Source organism: Pseudomonas sp. HY7a-MNA-CIBAN-0227 (genome assembly GCF_040310325.1).
In the GTDB taxonomy this organism is placed as follows: Bacteria; Pseudomonadota; Gammaproteobacteria; order Pseudomonadales; family Pseudomonadaceae; genus Aquipseudomonas.
Genome location: NZ_JBEOPT010000205.1, coordinates 1 through 261, shown reverse-complemented (window position 1 = coordinate 261; position 261 = coordinate 1). Strand labels below are relative to the sequence as shown.

Genomic DNA, 261 nt, shown 5'->3' with positions numbered 1-261 from the left:
CTGCACTCGGACGCCCCAAGGACATGGCAAAACGCCAGGCCATCCTTGATGCGGCGAAATCCCTGTTTCTGACCCATGGCTATGCCAACACCAGCATGGATGCGGTCGCGACCCTGGCGGGGGTCTCAAAACTGACGGTCTACAGCCATTTCACCGACAAAGAGACGCTGTTCTCCTCGGCGATCCTCGCCAAGTGCTCTGAACAGTTGCCGGATTTGTTTTTTGAACTGCCCGACGGCGTGCCGATTGAAACGGTCTTAC

General features: G+C 57.1%; 1 protein-coding gene. It reads left to right on the top strand.

The window, feature by feature from the left end; all coding sequences use genetic code 11:
* Positions 1–261, top strand: a 261-nt coding sequence (locus AAEZ06_RS27590; protein WP_350617306.1) for a TetR/AcrR family transcriptional regulator, incomplete at both ends; no start/stop codon positions are given.